Source organism: Achromobacter sp. (assembly GCF_032113835.1).
GTDB lineage: Bacteria > Pseudomonadota > Gammaproteobacteria > Burkholderiales > Burkholderiaceae_B > Achromobacter.
This window is the reverse complement of record NZ_DAMCTG010000015.1, coordinates 9,256-25,882: the sequence shown is the minus strand read 5'-3', so window position 1 is coordinate 25,882 and position 16,627 is coordinate 9,256. Positions and strand designations below refer to the sequence as shown.

Annotated in this window: 19 protein-coding genes and 1 tRNA gene; 8 read left to right on the top strand and 12 right to left on the bottom strand. The window is 63.6% G+C overall.

Features of this window, described 5'->3' with window-relative positions; genetic code table 11:
* Positions 1–260: 260 nt before the first annotated feature.
* Positions 261–1,214 carry a succinylglutamate desuccinylase/aspartoacylase family protein gene (locus RT697_RS08345; protein WP_313698068.1) on the top strand — a complete coding sequence of 318 codons (954 nt, stop codon included), beginning with the start codon at positions 261–263 and terminating at the stop codon, positions 1,212–1,214.
* 38 nt (positions 1,215–1,252) lie between these two features.
* Here RT697_RS08345 and RT697_RS08340 read toward each other — a convergent pair whose 3' ends face one another.
* Positions 1,253–1,687 carry a GNAT family acetyltransferase gene (locus RT697_RS08340; protein ID WP_313698067.1) on the bottom strand — a complete coding sequence of 145 codons (435 nt, stop codon included), beginning with the start codon at positions 1,685–1,687 and terminating at the stop codon, positions 1,253–1,255.
* A gap of 258 nt (positions 1,688–1,945) precedes the next feature.
* Positions 1,946–2,860 (bottom strand): PhzF family phenazine biosynthesis protein, encoded by a 915-nt coding sequence (locus RT697_RS08335; protein ID WP_313698065.1) that lies wholly within the window; start codon positions 2,858–2,860, stop codon positions 1,946–1,948.
* A 249-nt stretch (positions 2,861–3,109) separates the two neighbouring features.
* On the opposite strand from RT697_RS08335, the gene RT697_RS08330 reads away from it, so the two are divergent.
* From RT697_RS08330 to RT697_RS08310, 5 genes are all read left to right on the top strand, one after another.
* Positions 3,110–3,352, top strand: coding sequence for a CrpP-related protein (locus RT697_RS08330; RefSeq protein WP_313698064.1), 243 nt, complete (start codon positions 3,110–3,112; stop codon positions 3,350–3,352).
* A gap of 211 nt (positions 3,353–3,563) precedes the next feature.
* Positions 3,564–3,785 (top strand): hypothetical protein, encoded by a 222-nt coding sequence (locus RT697_RS08325; protein ID WP_313698063.1) that lies wholly within the window; start codon positions 3,564–3,566, stop codon positions 3,783–3,785.
* Positions 3,786–3,913: 128 nt separating this feature from the next.
* Entirely contained in the window at positions 3,914–4,138 is a 225-nt protein-coding gene (locus RT697_RS08320; protein WP_313698062.1) for a CrpP-related protein, read from the top strand.
* 246 nt (positions 4,139–4,384) lie between these two features.
* Positions 4,385–4,894 (top strand): anti-virulence regulator CigR family protein, encoded by a 510-nt coding sequence (locus RT697_RS08315; protein ID WP_313698060.1) that lies wholly within the window; start codon positions 4,385–4,387, stop codon positions 4,892–4,894.
* A 169-nt stretch (positions 4,895–5,063) separates the two neighbouring features.
* Positions 5,064–6,335 (top strand): putative Na+/H+ antiporter, encoded by a 1,272-nt coding sequence (locus tag RT697_RS08310; RefSeq protein ID WP_313698058.1) that lies wholly within the window; start codon positions 5,064–5,066, stop codon positions 6,333–6,335.
* A 208-nt stretch (positions 6,336–6,543) separates the two neighbouring features.
* Here RT697_RS08310 and RT697_RS08305 read toward each other — a convergent pair.
* The 10 genes from RT697_RS08305 to RT697_RS08260 form a co-directional block, all read right to left on the bottom strand.
* Positions 6,544–6,620 (bottom strand) — tRNA-Pro (locus tag RT697_RS08305).
* Between the two features lie 243 nt (positions 6,621–6,863).
* Positions 6,864–7,298: a MerR family transcriptional regulator gene (locus RT697_RS08300; RefSeq protein ID WP_313698056.1), complete on the bottom strand. Its 435-nt coding sequence runs from the start codon at positions 7,296–7,298 to the stop codon at positions 6,864–6,866.
* Positions 7,299–7,356: 58 nt separating this feature from the next.
* Positions 7,357–7,695, bottom strand: coding sequence for an integration host factor subunit alpha (locus tag RT697_RS08295; protein ID WP_082579019.1), 339 nt, complete (start codon positions 7,693–7,695; stop codon positions 7,357–7,359).
* A 2-nt stretch (positions 7,696–7,697) separates the two neighbouring features.
* Complete coding sequence (gene pheT / locus RT697_RS08290) at positions 7,698–10,115, bottom strand: phenylalanine--tRNA ligase subunit beta (protein ID WP_313698054.1); 2,418 nt, start codon at positions 10,113–10,115, stop codon at positions 7,698–7,700.
* Between the two features lie 13 nt (positions 10,116–10,128).
* The gene (pheS, locus tag RT697_RS08285) at positions 10,129–11,151 is read right to left on the bottom strand and encodes a phenylalanine--tRNA ligase subunit alpha (RefSeq protein WP_313698052.1); all 1,023 of its coding nucleotides are present in this window, start codon (positions 11,149–11,151) and stop codon (positions 10,129–10,131) included.
* Between the two features lie 77 nt (positions 11,152–11,228).
* Positions 11,229–11,588 carry a 50S ribosomal protein L20 gene (gene rplT / locus RT697_RS08280; RefSeq protein WP_006218741.1) on the bottom strand — a complete coding sequence of 120 codons (360 nt, stop codon included), beginning with the start codon at positions 11,586–11,588 and terminating at the stop codon, positions 11,229–11,231.
* Between the two features lie 17 nt (positions 11,589–11,605).
* Positions 11,606–11,803 (bottom strand): 50S ribosomal protein L35, encoded by a 198-nt coding sequence (gene rpmI, locus RT697_RS08275; protein WP_008159912.1) that lies wholly within the window; start codon positions 11,801–11,803, stop codon positions 11,606–11,608.
* 263 nt (positions 11,804–12,066) lie between these two features.
* Complete coding sequence (locus RT697_RS08270) at positions 12,067–13,737, bottom strand: YifB family Mg chelatase-like AAA ATPase (RefSeq protein ID WP_313698050.1); 1,671 nt, start codon at positions 13,735–13,737, stop codon at positions 12,067–12,069.
* A gap of 123 nt (positions 13,738–13,860) precedes the next feature.
* A complete protein-coding gene (locus RT697_RS08265; RefSeq protein ID WP_313698048.1) occupies positions 13,861–14,136 on the bottom strand; it encodes an accessory factor UbiK family protein in 276 nt (91 codons plus the stop codon).
* A 508-nt stretch (positions 14,137–14,644) separates the two neighbouring features.
* The gene (locus RT697_RS08260) at positions 14,645–14,812 is read right to left on the bottom strand and encodes a hypothetical protein (protein ID WP_313698046.1); all 168 of its coding nucleotides are present in this window, start codon (positions 14,810–14,812) and stop codon (positions 14,645–14,647) included.
* Between RT697_RS08260 and RT697_RS08255 the strand changes: the two genes are divergently transcribed.
* The gene (locus RT697_RS08255) at positions 14,811–15,149 is read left to right on the top strand and encodes a P-II family nitrogen regulator (RefSeq protein ID WP_006218735.1); all 339 of its coding nucleotides are present in this window, start codon (positions 14,811–14,813) and stop codon (positions 15,147–15,149) included. The genes RT697_RS08260 and RT697_RS08255 overlap by 2 nt on opposite strands.
* Positions 15,150–15,177: 28 nt before the next feature.
* Positions 15,178–16,416: an ammonium transporter gene (gene amt, locus RT697_RS08250; RefSeq protein ID WP_313698045.1), complete on the top strand. Its 1,239-nt coding sequence runs from the start codon at positions 15,178–15,180 to the stop codon at positions 16,414–16,416.
* Positions 16,417–16,627 lie beyond the last annotated feature (211 nt).

The window sequence follows — 16,627 nt, the reverse complement described above, 5'->3', positions numbered from 1 at the left end:
TGACGCTGTGGCCACCCGCTCATGCTGCACCTATGAATTTCGACTGCCCGGCCGCAATATGCCCCAAAGAAAAAGGCTTGGAAAGCAATGATTTTCAGGGGTAAAAACGTACTAATCCGCGTAGTGCCAAGGCATCTTGAAATTCGCAAAATTGCGTCCAAAAGCCGCTGTTTTCACCCCTCCCTTCAAACCTGCGGATCGCCTGAGCCCCCATAATGTCAGGCGTTTATGCAATGCAATCCAACCTGCCACCGACTCTCATGACCACACCTGTCTTCGAACCTGATACCGCTCCGCTGGAAGTTCTGCCGCGTGACCTGTCCGCCTACCGCGAGGGCAACACCGGCATTCCCTACGTGCACCGCTTCGAATCCGGCAAGCCCGGGCCGCACGTGCTCATCAACGCCATCACGCACGGCAACGAGATCTGTGGCATGGTGGCCGCCACCCATCTGCTGGACACGGGCGTGCGCCCGAAGATCGGCACGCTGACGGTCAGCTTTGCCCACGTCGAGGCCTACGAGGCCTTCGACATCGACCGGCCTTACGACAACCGCCAGTTGGTCCACAACCTGAATCGCATCTGGTCCGCCGCCATGCTCGACGGTTCGGAGGACAGCCCCGAACTGCGCCGCGCCCGCGAAATGCGCCCCATCCTGGACGCCGCCGACTTCGTGCTGGACATCCATTCCACGCGCGCGCCCGTGCAACCGTTCTGGGTCTACAACGAGATGGACCGCAACACCGCGCTGGCCGCGGCCGTCGGTTCGCCGCAGGTCCATCTGGTCATGCCGCAAGACAAGTTTCCAGGCACCGGCGTCATGGGCTACGGCCATCACGGTGATCCGCTGTCGAACAGCGGCGGCGCGCTCGTCGTCGAATGCGGCCAGCATTTCGCCCGCTCCGCCGCCGAACTCGCCACCGACGTCACCCTGCGCTTTCTGGCGCATCTGGGCCTCATCGATACCCCGGCCGGCACGCCGCCCCCGCCCACCCCGCAGCGCTATCGCCTGCTGGAGGTCCACATGGTGAAGTCCGAAGACTTCACCTTCACGCGGCCCGTCATCGGCTTCGAGACCTTCGACAAGGGCGAGCTGATCGCCATGAACGGCACGGAAGAAATCCGCTCCCCGTGCGATGCGTGCACGATCTTCATGCCGACGCGCATGCCGATCGTCGGTCGCGAAGCCGTGTATCTGACGCAGGCGATTTGAGGCAGGCGATCGAGGCGGGTATTTCGTACCCGCCATCTTCAAAGATCCGGAATCAGGCGCTTGCCCATGCTGATCACCGCGTCCTCTTGAAAACCCAGGCTGTCGTAGAAACGCTTTACCGCAATGTTGTCCGAACGGATCAGCAAATTGATCTTCGGACACCCCATCTCCAGCAGCTTGCGCTCCACGGCCCGCATCAGCGCCGTGGCGAACTGACGCCGCCGATGCTCGGGCGACACGGCCAGATAGTTGACCCAGCCGCGGTGCCCGTCATAGCCGCCCATCAGCGTCGCCACGACCTCGCCGTCCAGCACACCCACCAGAAACAGATCGGACTGCACCGTCAACTTGCGCGCGATGTCCTTGCGCGGATCGTTCCACGGACGCGTCAGCCCGCAGGCGTGCCACAGCGCAATAAGCGCCGTCTCGTCGGTTGGATGAAAAGGCCGGATGGCGAGGTCTTGATGAAACATGCTTCATTCCTTGTGATGAAAGAATGAAGGCCTTGCGACACGCCTCGGCGGGGGAAATACGGCAAACAAAAAAGCCACGAGGGTATCGTGGCCTTCTGAAATAAGCGCCGGACAATCGGCGCCCGAACACGGCTGACCACTCAACGTAGACGTCGAGTGATTCGTCGGAAATCTGCGCGCGTTGCGGCAGCGATATGCGATGTGTTCATGCGCAGCAGCATACACGAGGCCGCCTTCCGCCGGCAACGCGCATCGACGTCAATCCGCGGCGGGTGCAGGCAGCGTGCCCTCCATCACCACCACGGCCTGCCCCGCCACGCTCGCCCATACGCCGTCCTCACGCGGCTCGGCGTGCGCCAGCAGCAGGCTTGCGCGTCCCATGTCCACGCCCTGCCCCACCCGCAACCGCAGAACACCCTTGCCCGCGAGCGATGCCCGCAGCGCCGTGACCGCGGCTGTCGCGCTGCCCGTGGCGGGATCCTCGGTCATGCGGCCGGTGAGCATGCGCGCCTGGATATCAGTGGGCGCGTCCATCGTCTCGCCCGCCGTGTCGGTCGTGTAGACATAGATCGACTTCGCGCCAAGCTGCGGCATCAGGGCCGCATACCCACCCGAATCCGGCGCCGCGCGCCGCAAGGCATCGCGGCTGACAAGCTGCACCACCAGAAACGGCAGGCCCACTGACGCCACCATCGGTGCGTGCGCCGACACGTCAATGTCCGCGGCCTCCAGCCGCAGCGCGCTCGCCACCGCGTCCACAGGCGCCTCGCTGCCGCGCGACAGCGGCTGCGGCGCGCGCAGTTCCGCGCCTTGCAGTCCGTGTTCGCCATACGCCAACGCAATCCGTACCAGACCGGCCTCTTCCTCGAACACGAAGGCCTGCGGCGCGGACGCCCCCGCCGCGATCCGCTCTCGCGCCAGCACGACGGCCGTGCCGACATTCGGATGCCCGGCAAACGGCACCTCGCGGTCCGGCGTGAAGATGCGCACGCGCGCCGTATGGGCCCGGTCGTGCGGCGGCATTACAAAACTGGTTTCCGAATAATTGAACTCGCGCGCGATCCGCTGCATCTGGCGGGTGTCCAGACCCTGCGCGTCCAACACAACAGCCAATGGATTGCCTCGATAGGTATGGCCGGTGAACACATCGGCAGTGACGTAGCGGTAGCGCATCCAAGCATCCTCAAGATCCGCCTGAAGCCGGCGGGAAGCGGAAATTGTGCGTGCCACAGACAGGATGCGAAAGGCACAGAGCGGCGAAATTGCACGCATAACAGACGAGGCACGGCGCGTGTGTGGTCAACCACCCGCGCGGCCGCATGACGCCCGCACCGCCTCGGTTGATGCGCCGTCACTATTGAAAACCGTCTATGTCTGCGGAATACTTTGCGTCCCGTTCATCTACTTTTGGAGGGTATTGCCATGCAGCGCGAAGACATCCAAAAGCTGGGCGCCCAAGCGGCCCGCGACGGATTGACCTTGTGGGACTGCCCGTACTACCGGGCCGCCGCCATGCCGGGTCACACCGGCGAATCGATTTCGCAATGGCGTAGCAAGGTCGAGGCCTGGGAAGCCGGATGGATGGAAGCCACCGGCGGCGGCCAGGCCCCGCCCGGAAACCGAACACGTATCCTGCCGCGGGCCATGTCGCGGCTGGTCATTTGATGCCAGGAAAGGCGCCCCGAGTCCGGGGCGCTTTGCACTGCAAGTAAGAAAAAATCGACCGGAAGAACTGGCCCCGTTTTTGCCGGCATATACTGTACATTCATACAGTATTTTTAGCTGCACCATGCGATGCGCCGTCATCCGAACTCACTATCTCGGCCGGAAGCGCCACGACAACGACCCGGCGCCAGCTGTCACCGGGACGGTCCGCATGTACTCCATCATGCGCGACGACCTCCGACGCTATATCAGCGTCATGACGCTCGATGCCCTGGCCAAGTTCGGCGCATCGCAAAAAGGTCCGATCCCCGATCTGCTGGAACCCGAACTGCTCACCTTCGGGTCGAACCGCGGAATGATGGTGTGCGGCTTTGAAGAAATTGATGGCCGGCGCTGTTACCAAGGATGGTGGATGCAATGGGTGGAGCTCTGAGCGCGTCGCGTCAATGCCCGTCCGATGCGCCTGATCCATCCCGCTATTTCTTCGCGTAACTTTTCTGGACACGAATCCTGATCGCGCCCATCTTTCGGATTAAGACCTTTCCCAGCAGGAGGCGCGAAATGGATGACCCCGTCCACAGAGCCGGCCAGGAAGCTGCCCGTTATGGCGTGCCGCTTTCCGCTTGCCCCCTCATGAAAGAAGCGAACATGCCAGGCCGTACGGGCGAATCGCTGCCCATATGGCGCGCCAGATTGGCCTCCTGGGAAGCGGGCTGGCGCGAAGAAACTGAAGCGCGCCTCGCTGAGCTGCAACGCCGCCGTATGATCCAGCAATCGTTCGATTGAAGACGTCTTCGCCAGCCCGTATCCGATGCGGTTGGGAACGCCGTTTGCTCCAGAACTGACACCGCAGCGGCGTGATTGTCTTTTCGATCAAGCAGAGGGCGGTTCCGCACACTCCCTCCCTCTTGCCGCTGCGGCCCTGCCCCGCTGCGCAATCAGACGCTTACAAACGATTAGGTCCGCAAACCCCCAAAATGTTTACCCGCCCTAGAATCAGCTTCCCAGCCTAAGGCTGAGTAGGAGCGAGTCATGTCATTCAGGGCCAAGCAGGTATTCATTGCAGCCATTTCCTGTATTTTTCTGACGACTGGCGCATTCGCCGCGCCACCGGAGGGAAAAGGCAAACCCGACAACCCGGGCCAGGGGCAAAACAAAGGCGGCGGAAAAAACAATAACAACGGCAACGGCTCCGGAAAAAGCCATGCCGGAAACGGAGGCGGATCAAACGGCAAGACCAGTAATTCAGATGGCGCCAGCGTGACGCTGCGCCTGGCAGGCATCACGGTCTCGACCGCCAGATCGTACGCCCACGAATACGGTCTGTCGGGTTACAGCCAACTGCCGCCCGGCATTCGCAAAAACCTTGCACGCGGAAAGCCCCTGCCACCTGGAATTGCCAAAAAGATGGTCCCCGGCCCGATGCTCGCTCGCCTCCCCGCGTATCCCGGGTACGAGTGGCGAATCGCCGGATCAGATCTCGTCCTTGTCGCCATTGCAACCGCCGTAGTCGCTGATGTGCTGCTTGATGTGTTCGATTGAATAAGCACTGGGGCTGGCGGGATTCGACCGCGGCCCCTTGCACCCATCCCACGCTGCGCATTACTCATTCACTTCAGTTTGATACACTGCCCGCCTGGGTGTCAGGCGTCTTCCTTCGCGCTGGCAGGTCAAAGCGCTGGTCGGGCCGCCGCGCGGAGCCCCCACGTCCATGCAGACCAGCACCACCCATGCCCTCGACATTGCAGCCGCCGTCATTTTTGCCCTGGCGCTGATCCACACTTTCACCGTCAAGCAGTTCGAGCGGCTATCGCACCGCTACCCTCGCCACGCCGGTTTGTTCCATCTTCTTGGCGAAGTCGAAATCGTCTTCGGCTTTTGGGCGTTTGTGCTGCTCATCATCATGGCGATGGCTGCCGGCGGCGCAGAAGCGCTCGCGTACGCCGAGTCCCGCAACTACACCGAACCGCTGTTTGTATTCGTGGTCATGGTAGTGGCGGCGTCCCGCCCGGTGCTCCAGACTGTCATGGCCGCAGTCAACGTCATCGCTAGAAAGCTGCCCTTTCACACCTCCGTCGCGACGGCGTGGTTGGGCCTTGCCGCGGTTCCCCTGATGGGATCGTTGATCACGGAACCGGCCGCGATGACCATCGCCGCCCTGATGCTCGCACCGCAACTGTTTCGGCCGGCAATTCCGGCTGTTCCCAAGTACTTCGCGCTTGGCGTGCTGTTCGTCAACATCTCGATCGGGGGAACGTTGACGGCCTATGCCGCCCCGCCCGTCCTGATGGTTGCCGCCACCTGGCAATGGGATTCGGCATTCATGCTGGCAACCTTCGGCTGGAAAGCCGCGATTGCCGTCATCCTGAACGCGACCGTAGCGACACTCATGATGCGCAAGTACCTGCTGCAGTTGCCGACTGAGAGCGTGAACCGGTCGGAGCGGCCTCCCGTGCCGCTCTCGGTCGTTCTGGTCCATCTGTCCGTGCTGGCGGCGGTCGTAGCGCTGGCGCACCACCCTGTCGCGTTCCTCGGCCTGTTCCTGCTGTTCCTGGGTTTCACCCAGGCGTACGAACGGCATCAGAATCCGCTGATCATCAAAGAGGCGTTGCTGGTTGGGTTCTTCCTGGCTGGCCTGGTCATCCTGGGAGGCATGCAGGCGTGGTGGCTGCAGCCCATCGTCTCGAGCCTGGAACCGATCGCCTTGTTCTTCGGATCCCTATCGCTCACCGCGATCACCGACAACGCCGCGTTGACTTATCTGGGCTCGTTGATTGATGGCATATCCGATGAATCGAAATACATGCTCGTGGCGGGCGCTGTCGCGGGCGGCGGCCTGACGGTTATCGCAAACGCGCCGAATCCGGCGGGTGTGGCGCTGCTCAAACGAGGATTTTCAGACGAAACGATCAGCATTGGGGGATTGCTGCTTGGTGCGTTGGCGCCCACAGCTGTCGCGGCTGGCGCATTGCTTTTTTTATAGGAAGCGAAGAATGGGCCGGTGCTGCAGCGGGCCCATCATGGCTTTTTTCAACGAACTAGAAGTAGTTCCTAGAAGTAGATTCTAGAAGGGGCACTAGATCGGGGACCCTAGATCGGGAATCTCTAGATCGGGTCCCTGGGGACCCTAAAAATGGCCCCGAAAATGAGAAAGGCCGTCAGTGATTTCTCACTGACGGCCTTGGAACTACTGGTCGGGACGGCGGGATTCGAACTCGCGACCCCTTGCACCCCATGCAAGTGCGCTACCAGGCTGCGCTACGCCCCGAAAGAAAAAGAGTATAGCAGAACTAAAAAATGTTTGCACGCATTGGTGCAAGAAAAGTGCTGAATACTCGAAAAAATTTTTGCGCTTTGCGTTCGCCGTTCACAAGACTGCATGTGATGAGCCGGCGCGCACAAAGCGCAAGACACTACGGTGAGCAGTGCGCGCAGCCATGAAGGCCAACGCGCCCTGCAGGTACTGATATCAAGCTTTGGATTTCAAACGATGAGCCGCGTTGAAAGCGACTCAGGCGGCAGGCGCCGTGTGTGTCGTGTTGACTGCAGCGGGCGCGGTGGCAGCGGTGCCCAACGCTTCAGCGAGCATCGCGGACACGTTGCCGAGTTCACTGCGCAGCGACTGCATCTCGGTGCCCGACAGGCGCACGGCGGCGTCCTGGTCGTGCGGCACGTCGCGAGCATCGCCCAAGCGATTGCGCGCGCCGCTGATCGTGAAGCCTTGTTCGTAAAGCAACGAACGGATGCGGCGGATGAGCAGCACTTCGTGATGCTGGTAGTAGCGGCGGTTGCCGCGGCGCTTCACGGGCTTGAGCTGCGTGAATTCCTGTTCCCAGTACCGCAATACATGAGGCTTGACGCCACACAGGTCGCTGACTTCGCCGATGGTGAAGTAACGCTTGGCGGGAATGGGCGGTAGGGTAACGGTGGATTCAGTACGTGTCATAAGCGGATTTTATGCGCGCGATGCGTGGGGCGCCGATAACAATTACCGACAAAGCGTATCACTCCGCGGCCTCGGGTGCTGCGGGAACGGCCTGCTCCACCACGCTCTTGAGTTTCTGGCTGGCGTGGAACGTGACCACGCGCCGCGCCGCGATGGGAATGGTTTCTCCGGTCTTGGGGTTGCGGCCAGGGCGCGGCGGTTTGTCGCGCACCTGGAAGTTGCCGAAACCCGAAAGCTTGACGGAATCACCGCGCGCCAGGGCGTCGCGGATTTCCTCGAAGAACGTATCGACGATGTCCTTGGCTTCGCGCTTATTCAGGCCGACCCGCTCGAAGAGCAGTTCGGCCAGCTCGGCCTTGGTGAGGGTGCGTTGCTCGGCAAGCATACTGGTCCCCATGTTCAGCCACGTTGGCGCGCGCCGTGCGCGGCAACCAGGGCTTCCTTGATGCGCGCAAGGCAATCCGCCACGCGGGCTTCGTCCAAAGTGACCTCAGTGTCCTGTAGCCAGAAACGGAACGCAAGGCTTTTCTCGGCGACGGGCTCGCTGCCTTGCGCTTTGTCACGCCACACGTCGAACACGCGCGCATCCTGCACGACGGCCAGTTGCGCGTCGGCCTTGACGGCTGCGGCAACGGTGTCAAGCATGGACTGTACCGTCACGTCCTCGTCGACCCACAGCGCCAGGTCGCGCACCACCACGGGCTGACGCGAGAGCTCACGCACTTGCGGCAATTCACCTTCGGACAGTGCGTCCACGTCCAGCTCAAAGACGACCGGGGCATGCGCCAGGTCGGCCTGCTGCGCCCAGCGCGGATGCAGTTCGCCGATCCAGCCAACCTGCTTGCCGTCCAGCATGACGCGCGCGCCACGCCCGGGATGCAGGGCGGGATGCGCCGCTGCCTCGAAACGCAGGCGGCGGCCGCGTGCGCCGAACAGCGACTCGACGTCCATCTTCACGTCGAAGAAATCAACGTGGCGCGTGGGCACGCCCCACTGCTCTTCCACCGCCGGGCCCCATGCGGCGCCCGCGAGCTTCATGGGCTGGCGCACGCCAGCCACCTGCAGCGGACCGTCCTCGGCCGAGGCATCGCGGAAAAACACGCGGCCCAGTTCGAACAGGCGCACGCGCGATTGCTTGCGGTTGGCGTTGTGGCGGATGTTGGCGACCAGGCCGCCGATCAGGCTGGAACGCATGACCGACAGATGGCTGGCGATCGGATTCACGAGGCGCACGGGATTGTCATTGCCCGCGAAATCGCGTTCCCAGTCGGCTTCGACGAAGCTGTAGTTGACGACTTCCTGGTAGTCCTGGGCGGCCGTCAGGCGGCGCAGCGCATGCGCGCCGCGGCGCACTTCGGGCTGCGAGAACATCTTGGCGCGCGCCATCGGCGGCACGTCGGGGATGCTTTCGAAGCCGTAGATGCGAGCCACTTCCTCGATCAGGTCTTCTTCGATTTCCAGGTCGAAACGGAACGACGGCGGATTGACGATGAAGTCGTCGCCCTCGACCGAGTAGTCCAGGCCCAGGCTGCCGAAGATCGTGGCGACCTGCTCGCGCGTGACCGGCACGCCCAGCACGCGATGGCAGCGCGCCAGGCGCATGCGCACCTGCGGACGCTGGGGCAGATTGACGATCTGGTCGTCGATGGGACCCACCTGGCCGCCGCAGATGTCGACGATGAGGCGGGTGATGAATTCAAGGTGCTCGGGAATGCTGGCGTAGTCGACGCCGCGTTCGAAGCGGTGGCTGGCTTCGGAGCTGAACTTGAAGCGGCGCGCGCGGCCGGCAATGGCTTGCGGCCACCAGAACGCGGCTTCGAGGTAGATGTTCTGCGTGTCCAGCGTCACCGAGGTGGCTTCGCCGCCCATGATGCCGGCCAGGCTTTCGACCTGCTCGCCGGCGACGACCACGCCGACCTTCGGGTTCAGCGTGACGGTCTGGCCGTTCAGCAGTTCGAGCGTTTCGCCTTCACGCGCCCAGCGCACGGCGATGTCGCCGCCGATCTTGTCCAGATCGAAGACGTGCGACGGGCGGCCCAGCTCGAGCATGACGTAGTTGGAGATGTCGACCAGCGCGGACAGCGAGCGTTGGCCGGCGCGCTCGAGGCGCGTCTTCATCCATTCGGGCGTCGCCGCGCGGGCGTTCACGCCGCGGATGACGCGGCCGCCGAAACGGCCGCAGAGGTCGGGTGCTTCAATCTTGACCGGCAGACGCTCATCGAGCGTGACGGGCACGGCAGCCGCGGTGGGCACCGACAGCGGCGCACCGGTCAGCGCGGCCACTTCGCGCGCCACGCCCAGGATCGACAGGCAGTCGGCGCGGTTGGGCGTGAGTTTGAGCGTGAACAGCGTGTCATCCAGGTCCAGCGCTTCGCGGATGGATTGACCGGGAACCATGTCCGCCGGCAATTCCAGCAGGCCGGCATGATCTTGCGACAGACCCAGTTCGCGGGCCGAGCACAGCATGCCGGATGACTGCACGCCGCGCATCTTGGCGACGCCGATCTTCATGCCGCCGGGCAGTTCCGCGCCCACGCGGGCAAGCGGCACTTTCAGGCCGGCGGCGGCATTGGGCGCGCCGCACACGATCTGCAGGCGTTCGCCGGAGCCGTCATCGACCTGGCAGACGCGCAGCTTGTCGGCGTCAGGGTGCGGAGCGATCTCGACGATGTGCGCGACGACCACGCCGGTGAATGCCGGTGCAGCGGGCTCGGTTTCTTCGACTTCCAGGCCGGCCATCGTGAGCCGGTGCGCGAGTTCATCGGTTGCGATCGGAGGATTGACCAGCGTACGCAGCCAGGATTCGGGAAATTGCATGATCAGCCGTCTGTTATTCGTTGAACTGGCGCAGGAAGCGCAAATCGCCTTCGTAGAACTGGCGCAGATCGTTGACGCCGTAGCGCAACATGGTCAGGCGCTCGAGTCCGGAGCCGAAGGCAAAGCCGATGTAGCGCTCGGGATCCAGCCCGAAGTTGCGCACCACCTGCGGATGCACCTGGCCGGATCCGGAGATTTCGAGCCAGCGGCCACGGTTGGGACCCGAGGTGAACATCATGTCGATCTCGGCGGACGGTTCCGTGAACGGGAAGAACGACGGACGGAAACGCACGACCAGATCGTCGCTTTCAAAGAAGCAACGCAGGAAATCGGTGTACACGCCCTTCAGGTCGGCAAACGAGATGTCCTCGGCGATCCAGAGCCCTTCCACCTGGTGGAACATGGGCGAGTGCGTGGCGTCGCTGTCGACGCGATAGGTGCGCCCCGGCGCGATGACCTTGATGGGCGGCTTGTTCATGCGGGCGTAACGCACCTGCATGGGGCTGGTGTGCGTGCGCAGCAGCAGCGGCAGGCCGTCCGCGTCGTTCATGTCGACGTAGAACGTGTCCTGCATGGAACGCGCCGGATGGTCCAGCGGGTTATTCAAGGCGGTGAAATTGGTCCAGTCGTTTTCCACTTCGGGGCCGTCGGCCACGTCGAAGCCAATGGAACGGAAGATCTCTTCCACACGTTCCCAGGTCCGGATCACCGGATGGATGCCGCCCGGCGCGCGACCGCGGCCCGGCAGGGTGACGTCAATGGTTTCGGATGCGAGCCGGGCATCCAGCTCCGCCTGCGCCAGTTCGGCGCGGCGCGAGTTCAGAAGCTCTTCGATCTTCTGCTTGGCCTGGTTGATTCGCGCGCCCGCTTCTCGCTTCTGCTCGGGATCGAGCTTGCCCAGGCCTTTGAGCAGCACCGTCAAGGCGCCTTCCTTGCCCAGGAAGCGAGCTTTTGCGTTCTCAAGTGCGGCGGCATCCGTGGCCGCGGCGAACCGTTCTTGCGCCTGGTCTACCAGGTCGTCAACCAATCGAGTCATGAAATCCAGCCTTCAAAACGCAAACGGGGCCATTACAGCCCCGTTTGCAGCGATGCGCGATGAGTTAAAGCGCGCGATCAGGCAGCCAAGGCAGCCTTGGCTTGCTGCACGATGGCGGCGAAGCCGGCCTTGTCGCGCACGGCCAGATCGGCCAGGACCTTACGGTCGAGTTCGATCGAAGCCTTCTTCAGGCCAGCGATGAACACGCTGTAGCTGACGCCATGCTCGCGGACGGCCGCGTTGATACGCGTGATCCACAGAGCGCGGAACGTGCGCTTCTTGTTACGACGGTCGCGGTAGGCGTATTGGCCAGCGCGCATGACTGCTTGCTTGGCAATACGGAACACATTACCGCGGCGGCCACGGTAACCCTTGGCGGCGGCAATGACTTTCTTGTGACGTGCGCGGGCAGTTACGCCGCGTTTGACGCGAGGCATAGTAGATCTCCCTTAGATCAAGCGAAAGGCATCATGGCCTTGACGGAGGCCACGTTGGAGTCATGAACCGCCGCAGAGCCGCGCAATTGACGCTTGGCCTTGGTGGTCTTCTTGGTCAGGATGTGACGCTTGAACGCCTGACCACGCTTGATGGAGCCGCTGCCGCGCACCTTAAAGCGCTTGGAGGCGCTTTTCTTGGTTTTCATCTTGGGCATGATGATTCCCTAAACTAAAACACGCATTGTTGATTTACATGACGCCAGGTGCTTGACGCCAAAGACGCCAAAACTTGTAGACCTGTTGCCACTTCTGGGGGTCGCAACCAACGATCTTTGAACCTGACCGTTGTTCCGCGAGTCTTTCCCGAAGGCGGACAAAAAGCCACCCACATCCGGAAAAGCCTTTGATTATATGGTGATTTCCCGGACTTTGTCGAGTCGGCGAGTGCACCGCGAACAACAGGGACGGGGCGCCGGGATCATACCCCCGCCCGCCGGTACTGCACCGCCTGCGCGACGTGGCTGGCCGTGAGCACCGCCTGACCGTCCAGGTCCGCGATCGTGCGGGCCACGCGAAGCGCCCGGTGCATGGCGCGGGCGGAGCCGGTCAGGCGGCGCATGGCCTGATGCAGCAGCGCCTGCGCATCGGCATCCATGACGCAGAACTCGTCCAGTTCCGCCCCGGCCAGTGCGGCGTTGATTTTGCCCTGCCGGGCAAGCTGGCGCTCGCGGCAACGGACGACACGCTCCCGGACGGCGTGAGAGGCTTCGCCCGGCGGCGCGGTCATCCAGGCCGGATCGGACGGCGGCAGGGCCACGTGCAGGTCGATCCGGTCCAGCAGCGGACCGGAGATCTTGCCTGCATAGCGTGCCACCTGATCCGGCGTGCAGGCGCACGTGCGCGCGGGATGGCCCCGCCAGCCGCAGGGACAGGGGTTCATCGCCGCGACCAGTTGGAAACGGGCCGGAAACTGCGCCGCGTGCAGCGCCCGGGAAATGACCACCCTGCCCGCTTCCAGCGGCTCTCGCAGCGCCTCGAGCGAGCGGCGGCTGAATTCCGGGAGTTCGTCCAGGAACAGGACGCCGTGGTGCGCCAGGCTGATTTCGCCGGGACGCGGCCGCCCGCCCCCTCCCACCAGCGCCGCCACCGACGCCGAATGATGCGGGGCGCGAAAAGGCGGTTGGCCGGTCAGCGCGTCGGACATGCCGGCCATGGCCGCCACGGCAGCCGCTTCCAGCGCCTGGCTACGCTCGAGCGGCGGCAGCAGGCCCGGCAGGCGCGCGGCCAGCATGCTCTTGCCCGCGCCGGGCGGCCCGAGCATCAGCAGGCTGTGGCCGCCTGCCGCCGCCACTTCCAGCGCACGCCGCGCGCCGGGTTGGCCGCGTACGTCGGACAGGCATGGGATCGGTGCGGCAGGTGGCCAGGGCGCGGGCAAAGCATTGGGCAGCAGCGACGCGCCCGCCGCATGGGCGGCAACATCCGCCAGGCAACGCGCCGACAGGACGCGCAACCCGGGGACCCAGGCCGCCTGCTCGGCGCTGCCGGCGGGCAGGATCAGCGTGGCATCGGGCGTGTCTCGGGCGACGCTCAAGGCGATCACCAGCGGCGCAGCGACCGGCACGAGCGCGCCGGTGAGGGACAGCTCGCCAGCGAGCACCAAGCTGGAGAGCGCGGGGTCGGGCACGCGGGACTGATCTTCGGGGTGGCCGCCAGGGCGTTCGTTGGCGCGTTCCCCTTGGCAGTCATTGGAAGGTTCACCGGGCAGTTCGCCGGGAGGTCCGGGGCGACGGCCATCGGGCTGTTCGCCGGATTCTCCGCCGCGCTTCCTGCCCGACTGGGCGCCCTCTTGCGCAGGCGCGGCCAACTGACCGGAGGCGAGCAGCACGCCCAGCGCGATCGGCAGATCGAAGCGGCCGGACTCCTTGGGCATGTCTGCCGGCGACAGATTGACGGTGATGCGCCCCGCCGGAAACTCGAAGCCGCTGTTGATGATGGCCGCCCTGACGCGCTCGCGGCTTTCCCGGACCTCGGTATCGACCAGGCCGACGACATTGAATCCCGGCAAGCCGGGCCCCAGGTGCGTTTCCACGCGAACCGCATGGGCGTGCATGCCGCTAAGGGCCCTGCTGGCGAGTACGGCAAGCGTCACGGTGGTCTCCGGATGAGGTCGGGCCGCCAGTATCCGCAAAAAACAAACGGCCGCGGAGAGCGGCCGTGACAAAACGATCTCGCGCATGCCCGCCCGAAGCGGGACGCGCGGCGCTTGCTTACCTTACTTATCCAGGCCTGTCGCCGGGCCCTTGTCCAGACCCGTCAGGCGCTGTTCCATCTGCTGCACCTGGGCGGCCAGTTGATCGACCCGGGCGCGCGTGCGGGCAAGCAGGTCGGCCTGCACGTCGAACTCTTCGCGGGTGACCAGATCCAGCTTGGAAAACGCCTGCGTCATCATGGCGCGGACGTTGCGCTCGACGTCCGCCGCGGGGCTGCGCGCGATCAGGTCGGAAATGTTCTTTTGAATGTCTTCCATCCACTGGGTGCGATTGTTCATATAGGCCTCTCGATGTTCTTGATGGCTCAAGTGTAGTGCGTCGGCCAAGTGGTTTCAGGCCGGGCCGGTTGCGCCGCCGCAAAAAAAAGGGCGGGCCGCATGCGGTGACCGCCCTTCAAAGCACAGGAGAAAACCGGGCTGCCTGACGGCAACCCCCTACCAACACCACTAGCCTGCCGCGTGGTCGCACCGACCGCGCAGTGCATCGTCCATATGGCCGATGCACGTCCTGAATCCGATTCAACTCGAGCCCACACCGGTCAACAAGCCGACCCGTGTAAACCCTCGTATCACAATGGCGCCCCAATTTAGTCGCGATTGGACGAATTCCAGCCGCGGCTGGAAAGTCTGCGCGGGACACAGATCCGCAGCCTGCAACGCTGAGCGCCCGATGACGCGTTCTGCCGCTGCGTCATCGCACGAGCGCCGGCGTGCAGCCGCACTCAAGCTGCTCGCATTAAATGGCTACAAATCCTTCTTGGGGAACACATGTGGTTGCATGTAGCTGCTACGCGTTGTTGCGCACCAAATTGAGGCCGGCATGCGGTGCATCACGCACCACTACGGTGCCAAATCGCACAACTTTTGCGCCTTTCCCGGGCATCGCCAGCGCTGGCAAACATGGCATGGATATTGCTTTAACCACGATGCGTGCAACCATGAGAGGAAATGCCATGAAACTCATCATCGCCATCATCAAGCCCTTCAAGCTCGACGAAGTGCGGGTGGCTCTATCCGGGATCGGGGTCCAGGGTCTGACCGTCACCGAAGTCAAAGGCTTTGGCCGCCAGAAAGGCCACACCGAACTCTATCGCGGCGCGGAATATGCCGTGGACTTCCTGCCCAAGCTGCGCGTCGAAGCCGCCGTGCCCGACCACCTTGTGGACCAGGTCATCGAAGCGATCGAACAAGCCGCCCGCACCGGCAAGATCGGCGACGGCAAGATCTTTGCCGCCCCCCTTGAACAAGTCATCCGTATCAGAACTGGCGAAGCCGGCGAAGCTGCGCTGTAAATAAATAAAGACTCAATGGAGCCTGAAAATGGATAAAGCAGATATCTCCTGGTTGCTCGTCTCTACCCTGCTTGTATTGATGATGGCCGTACCCGGCCTGGCCATGTTCTACGCCGGCCTGGTGCGCAGCAAAAACGTGTTGTCCGTTCTGCTGCAAGTGTTGTGCACGTTCGTGCTGGGCCTGGTTCTCTGGTTCATCTATGGATACTCCCTGGCGTTCACCGAGGGCAACGCCTTCTTCGGCGGTCTCTCGCGCGCTTTCTTCTCTGGCATGTTCAATCCGGCAGACGGCACGTACGCCATGTCGAACACCCTGACCGAGCTGCTGTTCGCCTCGTTCCAGGCCACGTTCGCCGGCATCACCTGCGCCCTGGTGGTTGGCAGCTTTGCCGAACGCGCCCGTTTTTCGGCCGTGCTGGTGTTCACGGTGATCTGGTTCACGTTCGCCTACATCCCCATCGCGCACATGGTGTGGTTCGCCTCTGAAACGGCGCCTGGCCTGCTGAACGCACAAGGCGCGCTGGACTTTGCCGGCGGCACCGTGGTGCACATCAACGCGGGCGTGGCCGGTCTGGTGGGCGCCTATGTGGTCGGCAAGCGCGTGGGCTATGGCCGCGAAGCCATGCAGCCGCACAACCTGCCGATGACCTTTGTGGGCGCCGCCCTGCTGTGGGTGGGCTGGTTCGGCTTCAACGCAGGTTCGGCGCTGGCTGCCAACGAGAACGCCACGCTGGCCTTCTTCAACACCATGATCGCCACGGCGGCCGCCGTGCTGGCCTGGCTGTTCACGGAATGGGCCATCAAGGGCAAGCCCTCGATGCTGGGCGCCGCTTCGGGCGCCATTGCCGGCCTGGTCGGCATTACCCCCGCCGCCGGCCTGGTCGGTCCGGTGGGCGCGCTGATCATCGGCGTGGTTGCCGGCGTGGTCTGCGTCTGGGGCGTGAATGGCCTGAAGCGCATGCTGCGCGCCGACGATGCGCTGGACGTGTTCGGCATCCACGGCGTGGGCGGCATTGTGGGCGCCCTGCTCACCGGCGTGTTCAATGCGCAGGTCTTCGGCGGCCCCGGCCTGGCCGAGCCCAGCATGATCGCTCACCAACTGTGGGTCCAGCTTGAAGGCGTGCTGCTGACCATCGTCTGGTCTGGCGTGGTGGCGTGGATTGCCTACAAGATCGCCAATGCCCTGTGCGGCCTGCGTGTGCCGGAAGACCAGGAGCGCGAAGGCCTGGACGTCACGAGCCACGGCGAATCCGCTTATCACAGCTAAGCACTGCAACTTCCTCGCCGTGACCTGCGGCGGGGCGGATTGGAAAATGAAAGAGCCCTTCATCATGAAGGGCTCTTTTGTTATGTCTGCTTGCTTGGGACGGTGTCAGACACCCGGCGCAGATGGTCGTCAGCTTGTGGCGGCGACTCAACGGGTGTCAGACACCTGGTTCCTGCCTGCTTGGGACGGTGTCAGACACCTGGTTCCTGCC